The organism is Streptomyces sp. NPDC102467 (assembly GCF_044765445.1).
Lineage (GTDB): Bacteria > Actinomycetota > Actinomycetes > Streptomycetales > Streptomycetaceae > Streptomyces.
The window spans coordinates 1-19,202 of sequence record NZ_JBIWKA010000021.1 but is presented as its reverse complement, the minus strand read 5'-3'; the positions used below and the strand labels follow the sequence as shown (position 1 = coordinate 19,202).

14 protein-coding genes are annotated in these 19,202 nt (G+C 71.6%); 5 read left to right on the top strand and 9 right to left on the bottom strand.

The annotated features are described in order from the left end of the window. Nucleotides 1–2 precede the first annotated feature (2 nt). On the bottom strand, nucleotides 3–1,031 hold the full coding sequence (locus tag ACIREE_RS35535; protein ID WP_404161857.1) for an aldo/keto reductase: 1,029 nt from the start codon (nucleotides 1,029–1,031) through the stop codon (nucleotides 3–5). A gap of 136 nt (nucleotides 1,032–1,167) precedes the next feature. Next, nucleotides 1,168–2,601, bottom strand: coding sequence for an MFS transporter (locus ACIREE_RS35530; protein WP_404161854.1), 1,434 nt, complete (start codon nucleotides 2,599–2,601; stop codon nucleotides 1,168–1,170). A gap of 112 nt (nucleotides 2,602–2,713) precedes the next feature. Between ACIREE_RS35530 and ACIREE_RS35525 the strand changes: the two genes are divergently transcribed. After that, entirely contained in the window at nucleotides 2,714–3,592 is an 879-nt protein-coding gene (locus ACIREE_RS35525) for a helix-turn-helix transcriptional regulator (RefSeq protein WP_404161851.1), read from the top strand. On the opposite strand, the gene ACIREE_RS35520 is transcribed toward ACIREE_RS35525, so the two are convergent. After that, nucleotides 3,587–5,056 (bottom strand): MFS transporter, encoded by a 1,470-nt coding sequence (locus ACIREE_RS35520; protein WP_404161849.1) that lies wholly within the window; start codon nucleotides 5,054–5,056, stop codon nucleotides 3,587–3,589. The genes ACIREE_RS35525 and ACIREE_RS35520 overlap by 6 nt on opposite strands. Nucleotides 5,057–5,204: 148 nt before the next feature. Here ACIREE_RS35520 and ACIREE_RS35515 point away from each other — a divergent pair, with 148 nt between their 5' ends. The 4 genes from ACIREE_RS35515 (at nucleotide 5,205) to ACIREE_RS35500 (ending at nucleotide 12,276) form a co-directional block, all read left to right on the top strand. Further along, nucleotides 5,205–6,110, top strand: coding sequence for a helix-turn-helix transcriptional regulator (locus ACIREE_RS35515; RefSeq protein WP_404161846.1), 906 nt, complete (start codon nucleotides 5,205–5,207; stop codon nucleotides 6,108–6,110). A 65-nt stretch (nucleotides 6,111–6,175) separates the two neighbouring features. Then, nucleotides 6,176–7,315 (top strand): tRNA dihydrouridine synthase DusB, encoded by a 1,140-nt coding sequence (gene dusB, locus ACIREE_RS35510; RefSeq protein ID WP_404161843.1) that lies wholly within the window; start codon nucleotides 6,176–6,178, stop codon nucleotides 7,313–7,315. Between the two features lie 1,041 nt (nucleotides 7,316–8,356). Further along, nucleotides 8,357–11,104 carry a pyruvate, phosphate dikinase gene (gene ppdK, locus ACIREE_RS35505; RefSeq protein ID WP_404161840.1) on the top strand — a complete coding sequence of 916 codons (2,748 nt, stop codon included), beginning with the start codon at nucleotides 8,357–8,359 and terminating at the stop codon, nucleotides 11,102–11,104. 245 nt (nucleotides 11,105–11,349) lie between these two features. Further along, nucleotides 11,350–12,276, top strand: coding sequence for an oxidoreductase (locus tag ACIREE_RS35500; protein ID WP_404161837.1), 927 nt, complete (start codon nucleotides 11,350–11,352; stop codon nucleotides 12,274–12,276). A 45-nt stretch (nucleotides 12,277–12,321) separates the two neighbouring features. On the opposite strand, the gene ACIREE_RS35495 is transcribed toward ACIREE_RS35500, so the two are convergent. The 6 genes from ACIREE_RS35495 to ACIREE_RS35470 form a co-directional block, all read right to left on the bottom strand. Then, nucleotides 12,322–12,891 carry a hypothetical protein gene (locus tag ACIREE_RS35495; protein ID WP_404161834.1) on the bottom strand — a complete coding sequence of 190 codons (570 nt, stop codon included), beginning with the start codon at nucleotides 12,889–12,891 and terminating at the stop codon, nucleotides 12,322–12,324. Nucleotides 12,892–13,016: 125 nt separating this feature from the next. Then, nucleotides 13,017–13,805 carry an SDR family NAD(P)-dependent oxidoreductase gene (locus ACIREE_RS35490; RefSeq protein ID WP_404161831.1) on the bottom strand — a complete coding sequence of 263 codons (789 nt, stop codon included), beginning with the start codon at nucleotides 13,803–13,805 and terminating at the stop codon, nucleotides 13,017–13,019. 86 nt (nucleotides 13,806–13,891) lie between these two features. Further along, nucleotides 13,892–14,476: a TetR/AcrR family transcriptional regulator gene (locus ACIREE_RS35485; RefSeq protein ID WP_404161828.1), complete on the bottom strand. Its 585-nt coding sequence runs from the start codon at nucleotides 14,474–14,476 to the stop codon at nucleotides 13,892–13,894. 57 nt (nucleotides 14,477–14,533) lie between these two features. Continuing rightward, complete coding sequence (gene nirD, locus ACIREE_RS35480; RefSeq protein WP_404161825.1) at nucleotides 14,534–14,932, bottom strand: nitrite reductase small subunit NirD; 399 nt, start codon at nucleotides 14,930–14,932, stop codon at nucleotides 14,534–14,536. Next, entirely contained in the window at nucleotides 14,929–17,469 is a 2,541-nt protein-coding gene (gene nirB / locus ACIREE_RS35475; RefSeq protein WP_404161822.1) for a nitrite reductase large subunit NirB, read from the bottom strand. Before nirB ends, nirD begins: the two co-directional genes overlap by 4 nt. A gap of 1 nt (nucleotide 17,470) precedes the next feature. Then, nucleotides 17,471–18,685 carry an NAD(P)/FAD-dependent oxidoreductase gene (locus ACIREE_RS35470; protein ID WP_404162188.1) on the bottom strand — a complete coding sequence of 405 codons (1,215 nt, stop codon included), beginning with the start codon at nucleotides 18,683–18,685 and terminating at the stop codon, nucleotides 17,471–17,473. Nucleotides 18,686–19,202 lie beyond the last annotated feature (517 nt).

Genomic DNA, 19,202 nt, shown 5'->3' with positions numbered 1-19,202 from the left:
GATCAGCGCTCGCTGTCGAGGTGTGCCATCTGGGCCGCCGGGTAGCGCTCGCCGGCCGCCGCGTCCGCGGGCACGGCCTCCTCGATCGCGGCGAGGTCGGCGGCGGTGAGGGTGACGTCGAGCGCGCCGAGGGCCTCGGCCAGCCGGTCGCGGGTGCGGGCGCCGACCAGCGGCACGATGTCGTTCTCGTGCCGCGCGCCCTGGGCCAGCACCCAGGCGATCGCGATCTGCGCGACGCTCACGCCCTGCTGCTCGGCGATCTTGCGGAGCCGGTCGACGAGGTCCAGGTTGTGCTGCAGGTTCTCGCCCTGGAAGCGGGGGCTCATACCGCGGAAGTCGTTCGCGGCGAGCGTGCGGTCGCGGGTGAAGTGCCCCGAGATCAGGCCGCGCGACAGGACCCCGTACGCGGTGATGCCGATACCGAGCTCGCGGGTGGTCGGCAGGATCGATTCCTCGATGCCGCGCGAGATGAGGGAGTACTCGATCTGCAGGTCGGAGATGGGCGCGGTGGCCGCCGCCCGGCGGATCGTCTCCGCGCCGACCTCGGACAGGCCGATGTGCCGGACATGGCCCTTCTCGATCAGTTCGGCGATCGCGCCGACGGTCTCCTCGATCGGCACGTCGGGGTCGAGACGGGCGATCCGGTACACGTCGATGTGGTCGACGCCGAGGCGCTGGAGGCTGTATGCCGCGAAGTTCTTCACGGCCGCCGGGCGCCCGTCGTAGCCGGTCCAGCCGCCGTCCGGGTCGCGAAGCCCGCCGAACTTCACGCTGGTCAGCGCCTTCTCGCGGGCCGCGCCCGGGGCCGTGCGCAGGGCCTCGCCGATCAGCATCTCGTTGTGGCCCATCGCGTAGAAGTCGCCGGTGTCCAGGAGCGTGACGCCCGCGTCGAGAGCGGCGTGGATGGTGGCGATCGCCTCCGCGCGGTCGGCGTCGCCGTACAGCGCGGACATCCCCATGCAGCCGAGGCCGAGCGCGGAGACGCGGGGGCCGGTGGTGCCGAGGGGCTGGGTGGGGAGGGTGGTGCTCATGGGGACTCCTTGGAGCTCGGGGTGCCGGTGCCTCCACCTTGGCATGACAGGTGACAGATTTCAATATCTGTCACTTGTCACCTGCCATCGTCACCTGTCATGCGTCGCCTGTCATCCATCCGCCACCTGTCATCCGTCAGAGCACCGCCCGCGGCAGTCGCAGACTCAGCCCCACCGTCAGGGCCACCGCCCCGAGCTGCACCAGCAGGGTCGTCACCAGGGCGTCGCGCATGCCCCAAGTGGGAGCCAGGGAGAGGAAGAGCGTGCCGAGGGTGGCCACCCCCAGGGCCAGGGCCGCCTGCTGGATCGTCGTCATCACGCCGCTGCCGACTCCCGCCCGCGCCGCAGGCACCTCGGAGAGGATGATCCGGAAAAGGATGGGGAGCTGGAGCGCCTGGCCCGCGCCCGCGAGAGCCGCGCCCGGCAGCAGCTGGAGCGCCCCGAGATCCGGCCAGGTCCGCCAAGCGGTCAGCGCGATCAGAGCCACCCCGGCCCCCTGCAGCAGACCACCCGCGGTGACGACGCGCGTGCCCCAGCGGGCCACCAGGCGCGGCCCGGCGAGCGACGCCGCGAAGAAGACCGCCGCCATCGGGGCGAGGGCCAGGCCCGCCGCGGTCGCGCTGAGCCGTTCGCCCTGCTGCAGTGCGACCGCGATCACGAACATGAAGCCGCTGAAGCCGATGGAGAACGGCAGCACCATCACCAGCCCCCGGCGCAGGGAGAGAAGTCGGAAGAGGGACGGCGGGATCAGCGGCGAGCCGCCCGCCCGGTCCGCCCGGCGCTCCACCACGTAGAAGGCGTACGAGAGAACCGGGGACGCCGCCAGTGACAGCCACGTCCACAGCGGCCAGCCCGCGGCCCGGCCCTCGGTCAGCGGTGCGAGCAGGGTGACCAGGGCGAGGGTGAGCAGGACCGTGCCGGGCACGTCGACCGGTTCGGGGCGCGCCGAGCGGGTCTCGGGGACCGCCCGGACCGTGAGGACGAGGGCCAGGACGACCACCGGCACGTTCACCAGGAACACCGAGCGCCAGCCCGTGCCGAACAGGTCCGCCGAGACGAGCACGCCGCCCAGGACCTGCCCCGTCACCATCGACAGGCCCGCCGTCGCCCCGTACATGCTCATGGCCTTGGCCCGGCGGGGTCCGCTCGTTGTGGCCTGGATCGTGGCGAGCACCTGCGGCAGCATCGCGGCCGCCGCGGCCCCCTGGGCGACCCGCGCCACCACCAGCGTCCAGGCCGTCGGGGCCAGACCGCAGGCGAGCGAGGTGAGGCCGAACGCGGCCATGCCGCCGATGAAGAGGCGGCGGCGGCCGAGCAGATCGCCGAGCCGGCCGCCGAGGACCAGCAGGACGGCGTACGCGATGCCGTACCCGGCGATGATCAGTTCCAGGACCGGCTCGCTCGCGGACAGGTCGCGGTCGATGGTGGGCAGGGCGACGTTCACGATGAAGAAGTCGATGAGGGGCAGGGCCGCGCCGAGCAGCACGGTGAACAGACCCGGACCGCTGAGCGAGATACCGGGCGCCGCCGTGGGTGGCGCGACCGGCGGGGACTGCGTGTGGGTGGTCATGGATCGAGCGTCCGCCGCCGCTCAGGCGGGTACCAGAGTCTCCTTATCCTGGTAGAACCTCTACCTGTAAACAGGATGGCCGCGGCTGCGGGGGCGGGTGCAGGCTGGAGGAATGACCACCATGGCGCAGGATGCCCGACCCACCGAGATCCGGCGGCACGAGCTGGCCGGGTTCCTGCGCAGCCGCCGGGAGCGCATCGCGCCCGAGGAGGTGGGCCTGCCGCGCGGCCGGCGCCGCCGCACCCCGGGCCTGCGCCGCGAGGAGGTCGCGCAGCTGTCGGCGGTCGGCGTCACCTGGTACACGTGGCTGGAGCAGGGCCGCGACATCCAGGTCTCGGCGCAGGTCCTCGACGCGCTGGCCCGCACCCTGCGGCTCGACGCGAGCGAACGCGCCCACCTGTTCGGCCTGGCCGGCGCGATCGATCCGACGCCGGCGGCGAGCTGCCCGACGCTCACCCCCGAACTGCGGGAGATGCTGGCCCAGTTGGAGCCGATGCCGGCCTGCGTGCAGAACAGCCGCTACGACATCCTCGCCTACAACCGCACGTACGGGCGGCTGCTCTGCGACCTGGACGCGATCCCGCCCGAGGACCGCAACATGATGCTCCTCGCGTTCACGCACGAGGAGTGGCGCTCCGCGATCGTCCACCTCGACGAGGTGCTGCGCGTCATGGCCGCCAAGTTCCGCGCGGGCATGGCCGACCATCTCGCCGAGCCCGCCTGGAAGCTGGTCCTGAAGCGGCTCCTTGACGAGTCCGCCGAGTTCCGGGAGGTCTGGGAGCGCCATGAGGTGGTGCGCTCGCAGTCCAGCAACGTCAAGCACTTCCGCAACCCGTACGTGGGCCTGGTCCGCGTCGTGCACACCGACCTGTGGCTGGGCCGGGACAGCGGGGCGCGCCTGCTGACGTACACCGCGGCGGACGACGCGAGCCGCGACCGGCTCGACCGGCTCCAGGAGCTCGTCACCCAGGAGGTCCTGCCGGTCTCATGACCCGGCGGCCGCCCGTGCGGCCGCCGCGTCCTCGGGCTCCTCCAGACGCTCGGCCGTCCGCCGCGCCGTCTCCCGCGCCCAGTGCCCGCTGGTCAGCGCGCCGAGGACCAGCACCGCGAGACCGCACCCGGCGATGATCCACCAGCAGGCCCTGCTGGCACCGACGAAGGCGTGGGCGTACGAGGATCCGGCGACGCCCGACGCGAGGACCGCGCCGATGACGGCGACGCCGAGGGTCTGCCCGATCTGCCGGCTGGTCGAGGCGACGGCCGCCGCGACACCGGCCTGCGCGCGGGGCATCCCGGAGACGGCGGTGTTCGTGATGGGCGCGTTGACGAAGCCGAAGCCGATGCCGAACAGGACGTAGCCGATGAACAGCGTGACGTTCGACGTCTCGGCGTCGAACGCCGCGAACAGGACGCCGCTCACCGTCATCATCACGCCCGCGACGAGCAGCGGCAGGCGCGGTCCCCGGTTGCCGACGAGCCGCCCGGACAGCGGCGCGCAGATCAGCGTCATCGCCGCCATCGGCAGCATCCACAGGCCCGCGTGCAGGGCGTCCAGGCCGCGTACGTCCTGGAGGTAGAGCGTGGACAGGAACAGGAAGCCGCCGAGCGCGGCGAACCCGCAGACCGCGATGAGCGTGGCCCCGCTGAACGGTGCCGAGCGGAAGAAGCGCAGGTCGATCAGGGGCTCCCGGCGGCGCGGCTCGTACAGCAGGAGCCCGATGAGCGCGGCGAAGGCGACCACCGTGCAGGCGATGATCCGCGCGGACGTCCACCCCGCCGAGGGCGCCTCGATGATCGCGTACGTCAGTGCGCCGAGCAGCGCGATGACCAGGGCCTGGCCGACCGGATCGGGGCGGCGGGCCTTGGGGGCGCGGGACTCGGGAACGTAGCGGATGGTGAGCAGGAGCGCGGCGAGGCCGACAGGGAGATTGATCCAGAAGATCGAGCGCCAGCCGACCGAGTCCACGAGCACGCCGCCCACCAGGGGGCCCGCGGCCATCGAGATACCGACGACACCGCCCCACACACCGATGGCGCGAGCCCGCTCACGCGGGTCGGTGAACGTGTTCGTGATGATCGACATCGCCACCGGGTTGAGCATCGAGCCGCCCACGGCCTGCACCATCCGGAACGCCACGAGGGTTTCCAGGCTCGGCGCGAGCGAGCAGGCCACCGAGGCGGCCGTGAACACGATGAGCCCGATCGTGAAGACCTTGCGCCGCCCGATCCGGTCGGCGGTCGAGCCGGCCAGCATCAGCAGCGCGGCGAGGACCAGCGTGTACGCGTCGATCGTCCACTGCATGCCCGAGAGCGTGGCGTCGAAGTCCTTCGCCATGGAGGGCAGGGCGACGTTCAGGACGGTGTTGTCGAGGCTGACGATCAGCAGGCTCATGCAGCAGATCGCCAGGACGAGCATGCGGCGCCGGTGGGTCAGGGTGTGTGGTGCGTCGGGCATGTTTTCGACGGTAGCCGTATCGGTGAGGGGGCGGGCACGTGAGGTCATGCCCCCAGCGTCGTCCACCGCTCAGACGGGTACCAGAGTCTCCTTATCGTGTTACAGGCACTACCTGGCAACAGGATGAGCGCGGAGGCATCCTGGTGGCATGGCCACTGCGACGACTGCGACGACTGCGGCGACCGCGACGAGGACCGGGGCCGCCACCGGTTCCTCCGGCGCCGAGTTGCGCCGCGCCGAGCTGGCCGCGTTCCTGCGCAGCCGCCGCGAGCGCATCACCCCGGACCAGGTCGGCCTGCCCGGCACCGCCCGCCGCCGCACCCCGGGCCTGCGTCGCGAGGAGGTCGCGCACCTCGCCTCGGTCGGTATCACCTGGTACACGTGGCTGGAGCAGGGCCGCGCCATGAACGTCTCGGCCGGCGTCCTGGACGCCATCGCCCGCGCGCTGCTCATGGACCCCACCGAGCGCGCCCACGCCTTCGCCCTCGCCGGGGCGACCGACCCGCGCGCCGAGACCGTGTGCCCGGCCGTCACTCCCACCGTCCTGCGCATGCTGCGGCGCCTGGAGCCCTACCCGGCCGAGGTGAAGAACGCCCGGTACGACATTCTCGCGCACAACCAGGCCTACGCCGATGTCTTCGGCGACCCCGCCGAACTCGAACCGGCGCACCGCAACGCCCTGTGGATGATGTTCATGAGCGACCGCTGGCGCGTGCGGCTCCTGGACCGCGACGTGATGCTGCCCGAGCTGATCGCCAAGTACCGCAAGGCGATGGCCGAGCATCTCGCCGAGCCCGCCTGGAAGGCGACCGTCGACGAACTCCTCACGGCGTCGTCGGAGTTCCGCGAACTGTGGGAGCGGCGCGAGGTCGCGCCGATGGTCTCCCACGTCAAGCGGTACGAGCACGTGGACCCGGAGATCGGCCTGCTGCGTCTGGAGCACCGCCACATGTGGCTGGCGCCGGAGAGCGGCGCGTACCGCGTCGTCACGTACGTCCCCGCGGACGACGAGACCGAGGAGCGCCTGGAGCGGCTCGCGGCCGCACCGCGCTGACCTGTGTGTTCCGCGGAGCCGCGGTCCGTGCGCACCCCCCGTTCGGCGTACGGGACAATGGGGGCATGACCGCTACGACCCCGCCCCTCACCGTCGGACCGCACACCGTCGTCCCGCCCGTGGTCCTCGCACCCATGGCGGGCATCACGAACGCGCCGTTCCGCACCCTGTGCCGCGAATTCTCCGGCGGCAAGGGGCTCTTCGTCAGCGAGATGATCACGACGCGGGCGCTGGTCGAGCGCAACGAGAAGACCATGCAGCTCATCCACTTCGACGAGAGTGAGAAGCCGCGGTCCATCCAGTTGTACGGGGTCGACCCGGCGACCGTCGGCAAGGCCGTCCGCATGATCGCGGAGGAGGGCCTCGCCGACCACATCGACCTGAACTTCGGCTGCCCCGTCCCGAAGGTCACGCGCAAGGGCGGCGGCTCAGCGCTCCCGTACAAGCGGCCTCTGCTCCGCGCGATCCTGCGCGAGGCCGTGACCGGGGCGGGTGACCTCCCGGTCACGATGAAGATGCGCAAGGGCATCGACGACGACCACATCACGTTCCTCGACGCCGGCCGGATCGCGGTCGAGGAGGGCGTGACGGCGATCGCGCTGCACGGGCGCACGGCGGCCCAGCACTACGGCGGCACGGCCGACTGGGACGCGATCGCCCGCCTCAAGGAGCACGTCCCGGAGATCCCCGTGCTCGGCAACGGCGACATCTGGTCGGCCGACGACGCGCTGCGCATGGTCCGCGAGACCGGTGTGGACGGTGTCGTCGTGGGCCGGGGCTGCCTCGGCCGTCCGTGGCTCTTCGCCGACCTGGTCGCGGCGTTCGAGGGGCGGCCCGAGCGGGTCCGTCCCACGCTGCGGGTCGTGGCTGACGCGATGGTGCGGCACGCCACGCTCCTCGGTGAGTGGATCGGCGACGAGGCCCGCGGCGTCATCGACTTCCGCAAGCACGTGGCCTGGTATCTGAAGGGTTTCGCGGTCGGCTCCGAGATGCGCAAGCGTCTTGCGATCACCTCGTCCCTGGCCGAACTCCGCGGCGGGCTGGACGAGTTGGACCTCGACCAGGACTGGCCCGTCGGCGCGGACGGCCCTCGGGGCCGCACGTCCGGCAACAACAGGGTCGTGCTGCCGGACGGCTGGCTCCGCGACCCGTACGACTGCGCGGGGCTCTCCGAGGACGCGGAGCTGGACACCTCCGGCGGTTGATCGTCGGTCTGCCCCGGCTGCGCCCGCTCTTCGCCCGCGGGCCGGTGGGGGCTGGTCGCGCCGTTCCCCGCGCCCCTGGGTTGTTCTTCGCCTGCGGCCCGGCGGGGACTCCTCGCGCAGTTCCCCGCGCCCCCTGGGTCGTCGTGTGCCCGCGGGTCCGGCGTAGCTGATCGCGCCGTTCCCCGCGCCCCTGGGAGTGTTTCGTCCGCGGGCCGGTGGGGGCTTCTCGCGCAGTTCCCCGCGCCCCTGGAGCATGCGGCTTCGCCGCAGCCCCATGAGCGCGTCAAGCGCGCCCGATGAAATAGCGCACGCAGTGCGCATTTCAGGGGCGCGGGGAACGGCGCGACCAGCCCCCACCGGCCCGCAGACACAGAACAACCCCCTCAGGGGCGCGGGGAACGGCGCGACCAGCCCCCACCGGCCCGCAGGCACAGAACAACCCCCTCAGGGGCGCGGGGAACGGCGCGACCAGCCCCCACCGGCCCGCAGGCACAGAACAACCCCCCCAGGGGCGCGAGGAACTGCGCGATATGCCCCCACCGGCCCGCGGTCGGCAAACGCTTCGCCCCGAAGATCGTCAAAGATCTGGCCGGAAAGGCCTTCCGCTCAGGACTCCGCGCCCCCACGACACCCCGCCAAGCCCCGCAGGGCGTCCGCATAGTGACATCCCGCCGTCCGAACCCCGGTTCAAACGGCGTGATTCTCGCCACCTCTGATCACCGTCACGCTCAGATGAGCGGAAATTCGCTGACTGCACTTCTCCAAGCCGTGGCACTGAGTGCCACTGCGCGATCATTTATGACTTGAACGCACATGAGAGCGTGCGCTGCTCATGTGAGCGATATCCGGGGTCTACGAGGGTTGACCCTTCGGGAAGTGAACGCGGTGCGGAGCCTGCCGGTACCCGGCGGTCACTTTCGATCTCCTGGCGGACGGGTGGTTACGGCCGCATGACGGCAAAGTGGACGTACCCAGGGGCCTTGGATCTGGGTATGTTCCTCGCCGTCAGGGCAGCCACCGAGCCTCGAGGAGTCGAGACCCGTGTCGGAAAACAAAGATCCTCAGGTAGCCGATCAAGGCGATCAAGGTGTTCAGGGCGCGAAGTTCGTCTATGACTTCACCGAGGGGAACAAGGACCTCAAGGACCTTCTCGGCGGCAAGGGTGCCAACCTCGCCGAGATGACCAACCTGGGGCTTCCCGTTCCTCCGGGCTTCACCATCACCACCGAGGCCTGCAAGGTCTACCTCGACAGCGGCGAGGAGCCGGTGGCACTGCGTGACGAGGTCGGCGCCCACCTCGACGCCCTCGAGAAGAAGATGGGGAAGAAGCTCGGCCAGGCCGACAACCCCCTTCTGGTGTCGGTCCGTTCGGGCGCCAAGTTCTCCATGCCCGGCATGATGGACACGGTCCTCAACATCGGTCTCTCCGACAAGTCGGTGCAGGGCCTCGCGAAGCAAGCGGGCGACGAGCGCTTCGCCTGGGACTCGTACCGCCGCCTCATCCAGATGTTCGGCAAGACCGTTCTCGACGTCGACGGCGAACTCTTCGAGGACGCGCTGGAGAAGGCCAAGCACGCCAAGAAGGTCACGGTCGACACCGACCTGGACGCGGCCGACCTGAAGAAGCTCGTCACGCGCTTCAAGAAGATCGTCAAGACCGAGGCCGGGCGCGACTTCCCGCAGGACCCGCGCGAACAGATGGATCTCGCCATCCACGCGGTCTTCGACTCGTGGAACACCGACCGTGCCAAGCTGTACCGCCGCCAGGAGCGCATCCCGGGCGACCTCGGCACCGCGGTCAACGTGTGCTCGATGGTCTTCGGCAACCTCGGCCCCGACTCGGGCACGGGCGTCGCCTTCACTCGCGACCCGGCCTCGGGCCACCAGGGCGTCTACGGCGACTACCTGCAGAACGCGCAGGGCGAGGACGTCGTCGCCGGTATCCGCAACACGGTGGCGCTCGCCGAGCTGGAGCAGATCGACAAGAAGTCGTACGACCAGCTCATGCAGATCATGGAGACCCTGGAGAACCACTACAAGGATCTCTGCGACATCGAATTCACCATCGAGCGCGGCCAGTTGTGGATGCTGCAGACCCGCGTCGGCAAGCGGACCGCGGGCGCCGCCTTTCGCATCGCGACCCAGCTCGTCGACCAGGGCCTGATCGACGAGGCCGAGGCCCTGCAGCGCGTCAGCGGCGCACAGCTCGCGCAGTTGATGTTTCCCAAATTCGACGAAGAGGCGAAGGTAGAGCAGCTGGGGCGCGGCATCGCCGCGTCGCCGGGTGCCGCCGTCGGCAAGGCGGTCTTCGACACGTACACCGCGATCAAGTGGTCGCGCTCCGGCGAGAAGGTCATCCTGGTCCGCCGGGAGACCAACCCCGACGACCTCGACGGCATGATCGCGGCCGAGGGCATCCTGACCTCGCGCGGCGGCAAGACCTCGCACGCGGCCGTCGTGGCGCGCGGCATGGGCAAGACCTGTGTCTGCGGCGCGGAGGAGCTCGGGGTCGACACCAAGCGGCGGCGGCTCACCGTCGGCGACGTGGTGGTCGAGGAGGGCGACGTCATCTCCATCGACGGCTCCACCGGCAAGGTGTACCTCGGTGAGGTGCCCGTCGTACCGTCCCCGGTCGTCGAGTACTTCGAGGGCCGCATGCACGCCGGCGCCGACGACGCCGACGAGCTGGTCGGCGCCGTGCACCGGATCATGGCCTACGCGGACCGAGTACGCCGCCTGCGCGTACGGGCCAACGCCGACAACGCCGAGGACGCCCTGCGTGCCCGGCGGTTCGGCGCCCAGGGCATCGGCCTGTGCCGCACCGAGCACATGTTCCTCGGCGAGCGCCGCGAAATGGTCGAGAAGCTGATCCTCGCCGACACGGACACCGAGCGCGAGGACTCGCTCAAGCAGCTCCTGCCGCTCCAGAAGCAGGACTTCGTCGAGCTGTTCGAGGCGATGGACGGACTGCCGGTCACCATCCGGCTGCTCGACCCGCCGCTGCACGAGTTCCTGCCCGACATCACCGAGCTGTCGGTGCGCGTCGCGCTCGCCGAGTCCCGTCAGGACAACAACGAGAACGATCTGCGGCTGCTCCAGGCCGTGCACCGGCTGCACGAGCAGAACCCGATGCTCGGCCTGCGCGGTGTGCGCCTCGGGCTCGTCATCCCCGGCCTGTTCGCGATGCAGGTACGCGCCATCGCCGAGGCCGCCGCCGCCCGCAAGAACGCCAAGGGCGACCCGCGCGGTGAGATCATGATCCCGCTCGTCGGCACCGTCCAGGAACTGGAGATCGTCCGCGAGGAGGCCGACCGGGTCATCGCCGAGGTCCAGGAGCAGACCGGCGTCCAGCTGAAGCTTGCCATCGGCACCATGATCGAGCTGCCCCGCGCCGCCCTCACGGCCGGGCAGATCGCCGAGGCCGCCCAGTTCTTCTCCTTCGGCACGAACGACCTGACGCAGACCGTCTGGGGCTTCAGCCGCGACGACGTCGAGGCCTCGTTCTTCACGGCGTACCTGGAGAAGGGCATCTTCGGGGTATCGCCGTTCGAGACGATCGACCGGGACGGCGTGGGCTCCCTGGTGCGCAGCGCCGCAGAGGCCGGCCGGGCCACCCGCCCCGACCTCAAGCTCGGCGTCTGCGGTGAGCACGGCGGCGACCCGGAGTCGGTGCACTTCTTCCACGAGGTGGGCCTCGACTACGTCTCCTGCTCGCCGTTCCGCATCCCGGTCGCCCGCCTGGAAGCGGGCCGCGCCGCCTCGTCCTCGATGGGCAGCGACCACCGGTAGGGCCATGGACTCCGGAGCCGGTGTCGGTCCCCGACCCTCACCGATCGGCGGCGGCTCCGGTCCGCGGGACGAGAGGGCGGCACCCCTGTGCGGGGGGTGCCGCCCTCTCGGCATGAGGCGGGGCGTGAGGTGGCGCACAAGGCGGGGCGCAAGGCGGGGTTGAGCGGAACGGGGGCTACCACTTTACTGTCGGGTAACCGTCCGCACACCAGGGAAGACCGACCGCGCGACCAGGGAGCCCCACCATGAGCGGCTGGAACGCCAGCGACATCCCCGACCTGAACGGCCGTACGGCCGTGGTCACCGGCGCCAACAGTGGCATCGGCTACGTCACCGCGCGCGAGCTGGCCCGCGCGGGCGCCCACGTCGTACTCGCCTGCCGCAGCGTGGAGCGGGGCACCGCCGCGCTGGACCGGCTGCACACCGAAGTGCCGGACGCCGAAGTCGAGTTCGGCGCCCTGGACCTCGGGGACCTCGACTCCGTACGGAAATTCACCGTCGGCTGGGGCGACCGGCCGCTCGATCTGCTCGTCAACAACGCCGGGGTCATGGCGCTGCCGTACGCGCGCACCGCCGACGGGTTCGAGACCCAGTTCGGGGTCAACCACCTCGGCCACTTCGCGCTGACCGGGCTGCTGCTGCCGAACCTGCTCGGTACGCCCGGCGCCCGTATCGTCTCCGTCTCCAGTGGGCTGCACGCCCTCTCCAACATCGACATCGTCGACCTCAACAGCGAGCGTAAATACCGGCGTTGGGTGGCATACGGCCGGTCCAAGACCGCGAACCTGCTGTTCGTGCACGAGCTGGCGCGGCGCATCGGCGCCGCCGGCGCGGATCTCGTGGTCGCCGCCGCCCACCCCGGGTACGCCGCCACGTCGTTGCAGACGCGCGGTGTCCGGATGGAGGGACGCAAGGGCGCCGAGCGCATCGTGGAAGTGGGCAACCGGGTCTTCGCGCAGCCTGCCGAGGACGGGGCGCTGCCCACGCTGTACGCGGCGACCGCGCCCGACGTACGCCCCGACGACTTCTACGGGCCGCGCGTGCTGATGTGGCGCGGGGCGCCCGCCAGGTCGTGGCGGGCGTCGTGGACGCTCAACGACGTGGCGGGGGAGCGGCTTTGGGCCGCGTCGGAACAGTTGACCGGCGTCGGGTACAGCGGCCTGAAGGGCTGAGGCGGGCGAGGGGCTAGGGGGGCGAGGGGCTAGGCGGGCGAGGGGTCAACGCCGGGGTGGGCGGCCGGGACGGGGTGTCGTGCCGAGGCCCGATGCCTCGAAGATCCCCCGCGCGCCGGCCCTGTCCACCCGTTCCCCCACTTCCCGCAGCACGTCCGAGCCGGTCACCAGCAGCCCGCCGGCTCGCGCCCGCGCCGCGCCCGTCTCCAGGCCGTGCCACAGCAGCGGGTTCGCCACGAGGATCCTGGGGTCGACTTCCACGCGGGTGCCGAGCGCGTCCCGCAGGACGAGCCGGGGCGTGATGCCCTCCCCGCGCCGTACCGACACCAGCAGGTCGGTGCAGACGTGCCGCCGCCCGCCCAGGCCGCGCACCGCGAGCCAGCCGGGGCCCGCCGTCACGCGCGGCGGGTGCAGCACGGCGTAGAGGAGGAGGGACACGCCCGTCCACAAAGCGGTGCGGGCAGGCGTCAGGGTGGAGTGGGCCGTGTCGATGGTGACCACGAGCGCGAACAGCAGCCCGGCGCAGAGCAGCGCGGCCCGTAGCTCCCGCGGCCAGTTCCGGTCGGTCGTCCCCGGCCGCGCGGCCTCGGCCGACCCCGTCACATTGAGTGCCATGCAGCGCACCGTAGGCCGGACTCCCCGCCGCGTCAGCCCCCTTTGACGCGCCACTGACTTGGGTGGCCCGCACCTTGACGATCCGCTGATGTGTGGGCGGCGGCTGCATCGGGGTGGTGGGCGGCTCAGACAGCCGCCCCGCCGTCGATCACCAGATCCGCGCCGACCACCGAGGCCGCGTCGGCGGAGGCCAGGTACAGCACGGCGGCGGCGGCCTCCTCGGTCGTCGATACGCGGCCGAGCGGGGACTCGGCCTTCATGCGTACGGCCTGCTCGGCCGGGGTCTCGCCCGAGCGCAGCGACATGGTGGTGGCCATGGGGCCGGGGCTGACCGCGTTGATGCGGACGCCCTCCGCGATGTGGTCCAGGGCGGCGCCGCGGGTCAGCGCAGAGACGGCCGCCTTCGACACGGCGTAACCGGTCATGCCACGGGCGGACTTGTGGGGCCCCAGGTTCGAGGAGACGTTGACGATGGCGCCGCCGCCGGCCTGGCCGCGCATCTGGGCGATCTCGGCCTGCAGCGAGTACAGGACGCCGGTGACGTTCGTGTCGAGCAGGGCCCGCCAGTCGCCGTGGGCCAGGTCGCCGCCGGGGGTGCCCGCGCCGCGCAGTACCCCGGCCGCGTTCACGGCGACGTCGAGCGAGCCGAACCGGTCAACAGCCGTACGGACGGCGGCTGTTGCCTCATCGGCGCGGGACACGTCCGCCACGTGGGCGAGGGCCGTGCCGCCCGCCGCTTCGATGAGCGCGACGGTCTCGGCGAGCGGCGCGGGGGAGCGGCCCGTGACGACCACCCGCGCGCCCTCCGCGGCGAGGGCGAGCGCGACGGCCCGCCCCAGACCCGAACCCGCGCCGGTGACAAGGGCGGTCGTGCCGGAGAAGCGCGTGCGGGGCGTGGACGGAACGGAAGACATGACGGCTCCTGGTGTGAGTGTTCTTGACCGATCGGTTCAATATCGAGATACGCGAAAGATCCGCCGGGCGGCGGCGGATGCGCGGGTCAGTCCAGGAGGGCCAGCGCCTGCTCCGCCGCGTCCTGGATGCGCCGGGTGTCCGGCGAGGCCTTGCCCACGACGCGGATGCCCTGCATGAGGACCAGCAGGAGGCGGGCGAGCGCGCGCGGGTCGCGGTCGGCCGGCAGTTCGCCCTGGGCGCGGGCGCGCAGGAGTGCGCCGTGCAGCACGGTCTCGATCTGCTCCCAACTGCGCTCCACCCGGCGGGCGGCCTGCGGGTCGTGCGGGCCGAGCTCTGCCGCGGTGTTCGTGACGAGGCAGCCGAGCAGGCGCTCGTCGTCGGTGGTCGCCTCGGCGGCGAACCGGCGTACCAGGGCGCGTACCGCAGGCAGCGCAGGTCCGCCGCCGGACAGTTCGGCGAGCACGTGCAGGTCGGTGGAGTCGGTGTAGCGGTCCAGCGCCTTCAGGTACAGCGCGTGCTTGTTGCCGAACGTCGCGTAGATGCTGGCGCGCCCGATGCCGAGGTGCTCGACGAGGTCCGCCATCGAGGTCGCCTCGTAGCCGCGCCGATGGAACAGCTCGAGGGCTGCCTGCAGCGCGGCGTCCGGATCGAATTCCTTGGTCCTGGCCACATCGGGGAATCTACGTCAATCCAGAACGAGCGGTCAAGTATTACGTGGCCCGGACCTCTAGGCGGCCTGGACGGTCCGCACCGGGTACGCCCGGACGGTGGCCGTCTCGTCGTCCAGGCAGCGCCCCGTCTCCAGGTCGAAGCGCTGCTTCAGCAGGGGAGACGCCACGAACGGGCGCCCGAGCGCCGAACCCAGCAACCCGCGCGAGAGCACTGCCGCTCCGGTGAACGGGTCCGTGTTGTCCACCGCGTACACGCTGCCCGAGCGGTCGAGGAAGACCGCCGCCTGCCGGCCGTCCGGCAGGAGGGCCGCGACCCCGCGCCCCGGAGTGAGGAGGGCGAGGTCGCAGACGGTGAACCAGGCACCGTCCAGGTCGAGTTCGACCAGGAGCGTCGTCTCCTCGGGAGTGAGCGTCGTCTCGGTCACGGTCGCGGTCATGGTCGCCGTCATCGTCATCGGATGGCCAGTCCTTCCAGGGGGATCAGGGGCAGTTCGGGCTTGATCTGGTCGCGCTCCGCGACGAAGCGGACCGTCGGGTCCGGGGTGTCGGGGGCGTTCACGAAGGAGACGAAGCGGGCCAGGCGCTCCGGGTCGTCGAGGGTCTCGGACCACTCGTCGCGGTAGTGCGCCACGTGGGCGGCCATCAGGGCCTCCAGCTCGTCGCAGATGCCGAGCGAGTCGTGCACGACGACGTCCCGTACGTGCTCAAGGCCGCCGTCGATGCGGTCCAGCCAGGCCGCGGTGCGTTCGAGGCGGTCGCCGGTGCGGATGTAGAACATCAGGAACCGGTCGATCAGCCGGATCAGCTCGGCATCGCTCAAATCCTGTGCCAGCAGGTCGGCGTGACGGGGCGTCATGCCACCGTTGCCGCCCACGTACAGGTTCCAGCCGTTGGCCGTGGCGATGATGCCGAAGTCCTTCGACTGGGCCTCCGCGCACTCGCGGGCGCACCCGGAGACCGCCGACTTCAGCTTGTGGGGCGCCCGCAGGCCGCGGTAGCGCAGCTCCAGATCGATCGCCATGCGGACCGAGTCCTGCACGCCGTACCGGCACCAGGTCTGCCCGACGCACGACTTCACGGTGCGCAGCGACTTGCCGTACGCGTGCCCGGACTCGAAGCCCGCGTCGACCAACCGGGCCCAGATCATCGGGAGTTGATCGACCCGCGCGCCGAACAGGTCGATCCGCTGGCCACCAGTGATCTTGGTGTACAGATCGAAGTCCCGGGCGACCTCGCCGATCACGATCAGCTTCTCCGGAGTGATCTCACCGCCGGGGATCCTGGGCACGACCGAGTACGAGCCGTTCTTCTGCAGGTTGGCGAGGAAGTGGTCGTTGGTGTCCTGCAGCGCCGACTGCTCGCCCTGGAGGACGTAGCCGTCCGCGCCGATCGACGGGGCGAGCGAGGCGATGATCGACCCGACCGTCGGCTTGCAGACCTCGCAGCCCTCACCGCCGCGCGCCTCCTGGCGGCCGTGCTCGTCAAGGAGTCGCGCGTACGTGGTGATCCGCTTGACGCGCACGATCTCGTACAGCTCCTGGCGCGTGTGCTGGAAGCAGCCGCACAGCCCGTCGTCACCGGACTTCGGCAGCAGCTGCCCGATGAGCTTGACGCAACTCCCGCAACCAGTACCGGCCTTGGTGCACTTCTTCACCTCCGGCAGCGAGGAGTGCGTGCAGATCTCGCCCTTGGTGACGTTGTGGCAGGAGCAGATGACGGCCGAGTCGGGCAGCGCCTCCGGGCCGAGCTGCGCCGGGGCGCCCGCACCCGCAGGCAGCACCAGTTGTTCGGGAGCGAGCGGCGGCACGGTACCGGTCAGCGCGCGCAGCGTCCCGTACGCCTCCGCGTCGCCGACGAGAATGCCGCCGAGCAGCTCGCCCTCACCGCCGATGACCAGCTTCTTGTACGTGCCCGAACGCGAGTCGGAGTAGACGACGTCGAGGCAGCCGTCGGCCGCGCCGTGCGCGTCACCGAAGGACGCCACGTCCACGCCGAGCAGCTTCAGCTTGGTGGACAGGTCGGCGCCGGTGAAACCGTCGGTCTCATCCCCTTCGATGGCCGCGGCGGCCGTCACCGCCATCTCGTACCCGGGCGCCACGAGCCCGTACACCCGGCCGTCGGCGGCGAGCGCGCACTCGCCGATCGCGAACACCGCCGGGTCGCTGGTGCGGCACTGCTCGTCGACGGCGATGCCGCCGCGCTCACCCACCGACAGGCCCATGTCGCGGGCGAGTTGGTCCCGCGGCCGGACACCCGCCGAGAAGACGACGAGGTCGGTCGCGAGCTCCGAGCCGTCCGACAGTCTCATGCCGCGCACGGCGTCGCCGCGCTCCGGATCGGCCAGGATCTCCTGCGTGCCGACGCCGGTGTGGACGGAGAGGCCCATGCCGGTGATGGTCCGCAGCAGTGCCGCGCCGCCGCCCTCGTCGACCTGGACGGGCATCAGCCGGGGCGCGAACTCCACGATGTGCGTGGTCAGTCCGAGGCCCTGGAGCGCGCCCGCGGCCTCCAGGCCGAGCAGCCCGCCGCCCACCACCGCGCCGACCGTCGCGTTCTTCTTCGCGTACTCCTCGATCGCGTACAGGTCGTCGATCGTGCGGTACACGAAGCAGCCCGTCGTGTCCTTGCCGGGGACCGGCGGCACGAACGGGTACGAGCCCGTGGCCAGCACCAGCGCGTCGTAGGTGACGGTGAGTCCGGACCGGGCGCGCACGGTGCGGGTGGCCCGGTCGATCTCCACCGCGGGGTCGCCGAGGTGCAGCTCGATGCCGTGCTTCTCGATGAACTCCGGGTCGGTCATGGAGAGTTCCTCGGGCGTCGTGCCCGAGAAGTACGAGGTGAGGTGGACGCGGTCGTAGGCGGGCCGCGGCTCCTCGCACAGGACGACCACGCGGTGCGTCCCGGTGAGACCGCGCTCGGCCGCCGCTTCGAGGAAGCGCTGGCCGACCATGCCGTGGCCGACGAGGACGAGGGTGGGTGTTGAGGTCGCCATGTCAGAGGCCTCCGTCGTTGGTGAGCAGGTGCAGCAGCGGCGCGCCGTCGTCGGCGGGCAGCGGTTCGTTCGATTCCCAGGCGTGCGCGAGCGCGCCGACGCCGCCGAGCGCGCCGACCAGGACCCCGCCGACGAGCCGGTCGCCGCGCACCACGACCCTGCGGTACGTGCCGCGCGTCGCGTCCGCGAGCTGGACGACGTCGTCACCGGGCAGCGGCTCCGTCTCGCCGAACGCGGCGAGGTCCAGAGGGCCCGCCTCGTGCGGCAGCGTGAGCCGGGTCAGGGCGCGGGTGCCGGTGTACGTCCCGGTGGCCCCGGTCAGCAGGTCGGCGAGGGCATCGGCCTGTTCCATGGCCGGTGCGGCGAGCCCGTACACCGTGCCGCCGTGCTGGGCGCAGTCGCCGACGGCGTGGATGTGCGGGTCGCTGGTGCGCAACTCGTCGTCCACGACGATGCCTTGGCGCACGTCGAGACCCGCCGCGCTCGCGAGCCCGGTCCTGGGCCGGGCGCCGCAGGCGAGGACGGTGACGTCGGTGCCGAGCACATATCCGTCGTGGAGTTCGACACGGGTCACGCGTCCGCCGAGGACGCCGACGGCCCGCACCCGGCACTCCGTGTGGATCTCGACGCCGAGTGCGGTCAGGTGCCGGTGTACCAACTCCGATGACGCCGGATCGAGTTGGCGTTCCATGAGCCGCTCGGACTGCTGGACGAGCACCACCTGGGCGCCACGCCTGGCCAGGGCGCGGGCCGCCGAGACGCCGAGCAGGCCGCCACCGATGACGACGGCGCGTGTGCCCTCCGCCACCGCGTCCGACAGTGCCATGCAGTCGTCCATGGTGCGGAACGCGTGCACGCCGCCCGGCAGTTCGGTGGCACCGGGCTCGAACAGCCCGCGCAGCGGCGGCAGTACCGGGTTCGATCCAGTGGCCAGGACCAGCGTGTCGTACGCCACATCGGCGCCGCTCTCGCACTGCACCAGGCGCCGGGCGCGGTCGATACGGACGGCGCGGGTGTGCAACCGGGGGCCGGGGGTGCCGGGCAGTTCGATGACGTCGGGGCCGTAACTGCCCGCCAGGACCTCGGCGAGCAGCACCCGGTTGTACGGGGCGTGCGGCTCCTCCCCGATCAGCACCGCGCGCTCGCCCAGACGGCGGGCGAGGCGGGTGCCGGCCAGGCCGGTGCCGATGACGACGACGCGATTCATGCTGTGCAGCGTGCGGGGTGGGTGTTTCTCGGGGGCGTCCCGATCGTTTCCCGGGGGGAACGGTGGGCTCAGCGGACCGGCGGGGGCGGTGTGAGGGTGCGATGCCGCGCCGCGGGGGTGGCTGTTGTGCGCGGGTGCGATGCCGTGCCGCGGGGGTTGCCGTTGTGCGCGGGTGCGATGCCGCGCCGCGGGGGTTGCCGTTGTGCGCGGGTGCGATGCCGCGCCGCGGGGGTTGCCGTTGTGCGCGGGTGCGGCTCTCGTCGTGGCTGGTCGCGCAGTTCCCCGCGCCCCTGAAATGCGCACTGCGTGCGCCATCTCACGGCCGCGCATCCCGCGCCCCTGGGGGGCAGCGGCGAAGCCGCAAGCCCCTCCAGGGGCGCGGGGAACGGCGCGAGGAGTCCCCACCGGCCGGCGGACGAAGAACCCCTCCAGGGCGCGGGGAACGGCGCGAGGAGTCCCCACCGGCCGGCGGACGAAGAACCCCTCCAGGGGCGCGGGGAACGGCGCGAGGAGTCCCCACCGGCCG

Bases quoted from the DNA above. Each gene is read 5' to 3' on its own strand.
- ACIREE_RS35535 (WP_404161857.1), bottom strand. From the start codon at position 1,031: ATGAGCACCACCCTCCCCACCCAGCCCCTCGGCACCACCGGCCCCCGC.
- ACIREE_RS35530 (WP_404161854.1), bottom strand. From the start codon at position 2,601: ATGACCACCCACACGCAGTCCCCGCCGGTCGCGCCACCCACGGCGGCG.
- ACIREE_RS35525 (WP_404161851.1), top strand. From the start codon at position 2,714: ATGACCACCATGGCGCAGGATGCCCGACCCACCGAGATCCGGCGGCAC.
- ACIREE_RS35520 (WP_404161849.1), bottom strand. From the start codon at position 5,056: ATGCCCGACGCACCACACACCCTGACCCACCGGCGCCGCATGCTCGTC.
- ACIREE_RS35515 (WP_404161846.1), top strand. From the start codon at position 5,205: ATGGCCACTGCGACGACTGCGACGACTGCGGCGACCGCGACGAGGACC.
- dusB (WP_404161843.1), top strand. From the start codon at position 6,176: ATGACCGCTACGACCCCGCCCCTCACCGTCGGACCGCACACCGTCGTC.
- ACIREE_RS35500 (WP_404161837.1), top strand. From the start codon at position 11,350: ATGAGCGGCTGGAACGCCAGCGACATCCCCGACCTGAACGGCCGTACG.
- ACIREE_RS35495 (WP_404161834.1), bottom strand. From the start codon at position 12,891: ATGGCACTCAATGTGACGGGGTCGGCCGAGGCCGCGCGGCCGGGGACG.
- ACIREE_RS35490 (WP_404161831.1), bottom strand. From the start codon at position 13,805: ATGTCTTCCGTTCCGTCCACGCCCCGCACGCGCTTCTCCGGCACGACC.
- nirD (WP_404161825.1), bottom strand. From the start codon at position 14,932: ATGACGATGACGGCGACCATGACCGCGACCGTGACCGAGACGACGCTC.
- nirB (WP_404161822.1), bottom strand. From the start codon at position 17,469: ATGGCGACCTCAACACCCACCCTCGTCCTCGTCGGCCACGGCATGGTC.